The sequence below is a fragment of the Herbiconiux sp. genome (assembly GCF_023264895.1).
GTDB lineage: Bacteria > Actinomycetota > Actinomycetes > Actinomycetales > Microbacteriaceae > Herbiconiux.
This window is the reverse complement of record NZ_JAHFUY010000014.1, coordinates 1-2,629: the sequence shown is the minus strand read 5'-3', so window position 1 is coordinate 2,629 and position 2,629 is coordinate 1. Positions and strand designations below refer to the sequence as shown.

The following is a 2,629-nucleotide window of genomic DNA, read 5'->3' as shown; positions in this document are numbered from 1 at the left end:
TAGCGTGGGACACGAAGACCTCCGGACCGGGTTGAGAACTAGACAGCTCCACCCTCCACCGGAGGTCTTCGTCATATCAACACGTCACACATCAACCAACGTCCCTGGGCAGTACAGCTAGTTCTGCACAGAATGCGAAGGAGCGACCCGGTATAGGCCGCCGGTCTGCCGCAGACTGTGCAATATTCGGAGCATGGAGACTGCCGCATGACCGAGCCGGTCACCCTCACCTCGCTCCCGCTCGCCGGAATCGCCCTCGCCGTGGTGGCGGCGCTCCTGCTCTCGCTCGGCAACGAGCTGCAGTCCCGCGGCGTCGGCAAGGTCTCGACGCAGGGCGAGGCGGCGGGGCTCGGCTTCGCGCAGGTCAAGCGGCTCATGCGGAGCCGGGTGTGGCTGCTCGGCACGCTCTCGCTCGTCGCCGCCATCCTCGTGCAGCTCGCGAGCCTGTCGCTCGCGCCGCTCATCGTGGTGCAGCCCGTGGGCGTCACGGCGCTCGTGTTCGCGGCGCTCCTCACCGCCTGGGCCACCAAGAAGCTGCCCACCAAGCGGGTCGTGCGGGCCATCCTCATCTGCATCGCCGGTGTCGGCGTGTTCGTGGCGGTAGCGGCCGTGGTGTCCAAGCAGCGGCCCATCCGCGACGAGCAGCTCATCGCGATCCTGATCGTGCTCGTGGTGGTGCTGCTGGCGATCGCGGCCGTGTTCGTGGTGTCGCGGGTGCGCAAGAAGCCCGTGCACCCGATCCTGCACGTCTTCGCGGGAGGCGTGCTCGCCGGCTTCGTGGCATCGCTCGGCAAGACCGTCATCCTGCGCGTGCAGAGCGCCCTCTCGGAGCTCGGCGAGGAGTTCCGGTTCGACTCGGGCATCGTGCTGACGCTCCTGTGCCTGCTCGGCATCATCGTGGGCGGCGGGCTCTCGATCTACTTCGTGCAGCTCTCGCACGTCGAGTCGAAGCCCGAGGTCGTCGTGGCCGGGCTCACCGTGATCGACCCCGTGGTGGCCGTGGTGCTCGGCATCGTCATCCTGGGCGAGGCCGCGGGCGCGCCGCTGTGGTCGATCGTCGTGTTCGTGGTGGCGGGGGCCGTGGCCATCGCCGGGGTGTTCCTGCTCTCGCGCGCGCAGAACAAAGACGATCGGCTGGCCGCGGAGGCATCGTCGTGAGCCGCGGGATCCCGTCGGGCGCCGTGGTCGCGCTCGTGGCCGTGGCCGCGCTCGTGGGCGCCTCGGGGTTCTGGACGGCGGGCATCGGCGGGCTCGTCGCGGCGAGCGACCTCGCGTCGTCGCTGTCGGCCCCGCCTGCGCCGGGCTCCGCCGGCGAGTCCGGCGGGTCCGGCGAGAGCGGCGACGGCGCACCGCTCGCCTACGAGATCGGCGACTGCTTCCAGGAGGAGTCGGACGACAGGGGGAACACGGAGTTCCGGGACTGCTCCGAGCCGCACGACTACGAGGTGTACTCCGAGTTCGAGCTGCCCGACACCCCTGACGGCTCCTACCCGGGCGACGATCGCATGTCGTTCGTGGCCGACGAGGGCTGCCTGGATGCGTTCGAGGACTTCGTCGGGGTGCCGTGGGAGGAGTCGTATTACGACTACTCCTGGGTGGCGCCCGACGAGGTGACGTGGACGGAGCACGACGACCGGCTCGTGCAGTGCCTGGCGATCGATCCGGAGGGTGAGCACACCGGGAGCCTCGAGGGCATCGGGGAGTAGGGCTCGGGCGGCTCTGGCTCGAGCTTTGGCTCCAGCTCCGGCTAGGAGGCCTTCGTGGACTTCTTCGCGGGCGCCTTCTTGGTGGCGGCGGGCTTCGTGGCGGCGGGCTTCTTGGCGGGAGCCTTCTTGGCCGGCGCCTTCTCGGCGGCGGGCTTCTTCACGTTCGAGGTGACGCCCTCGTCTTCGTCTTCGTCGTCGTCGTCGCTCTTCTTCGCCGGCGCCTTCTTCTCGGGCGCCTTCTTCTCCGGCGATCCGCCGCCCCGGCTCTTGTCGACCGAGCGCTTCAGCGCCTCCATGAGGTCGAGCACCTCGCCGCCGCCGTCGCCCTCGCCGGGCTCGCGGCCGAAGGTCTCGTCGGTGTCCATCGCGTCGCCCTTGGCGAGTTTGGCCTCGATGAGCGTGCGGAGCTGCTCCTGGTAGTCGTCGGTGAACTTCTCGGGGGCGAAGTCGGTCGCGAACTGGTCGACGAGCGACATCGCCATGTCGAGCTCCTGCGACGACACCTTCGTGGGCTCGTCGAGGGCGGGGAAGGCGGCCTCGCGCACCTCGTCGTCCCAGAGCAGCGCCTGCAGCACGAGCACGTCGCCGCGCACGCGCAGGGCGCCGAGCCGCGTCTTCTGCCGCAGCGCGAAGTGCACGATGGCGGTGCGGTCGGTCGATTCGAGGGTCTTGCGGAGCAGGGCGTAGGCCTTGGGCGACTTCGAGTCGGGCTCGAGGAAGTAGCTCTTGTCGAGCATGATCGGATCGATCTGCTCGCTCGGCACGAACTCCACGACCTCGATCTCGCGGCTGCGCTCCTCGGGCAAGGACGCCAGGTCATCTTTCGTGAGGATGACGGTGCGCTCACCGTCGTCGTAGGCGCGCGCGATGTCGGCGTAGTCGATGACCTTGCCGTCGATCTCGCACCGGCGCTGGTAGCGGAT

The 2,629-nt window shown here is 69.2% G+C and carries 3 protein-coding genes; 2 read left to right on the top strand and 1 reads right to left on the bottom strand.

The genetic code is table 11. The annotated features are described in order from the left end of the window. Positions 1 to 207 precede the first annotated feature (207 nt). Both Q0D57_RS00910 and Q0D57_RS00905 read left to right on the top strand, forming a co-directional pair. On the top strand, positions 208 to 1,158 hold the full coding sequence (locus Q0D57_RS00910; RefSeq protein WP_291036761.1) for a DMT family transporter: 951 nt from the start codon (positions 208 to 210) through the stop codon (positions 1,156 to 1,158). Further along, entirely contained in the window at positions 1,155 to 1,706 is a 552-nt protein-coding gene (locus Q0D57_RS00905) for a septum formation family protein (protein WP_291036759.1), read from the top strand. The genes Q0D57_RS00910 and Q0D57_RS00905 overlap by 4 nt, the downstream gene beginning before the upstream one ends. 41 nt (positions 1,707 to 1,747) lie before the next feature. Here Q0D57_RS00905 and Q0D57_RS00900 read toward each other — a convergent pair. After that, positions 1,748 to 2,629: Ku protein (locus tag Q0D57_RS00900; RefSeq protein ID WP_291036757.1), on the bottom strand; the 882-nt coding region annotated here is incomplete at its 5' end.

Coding starts and splice junctions, on each gene's coding strand:
- Q0D57_RS00910 (WP_291036761.1), top strand. CDS start 208: ATGACCGAGCCGGTCACCCTCACCTCGCTCCCGCTCGCCGGAATCGCC.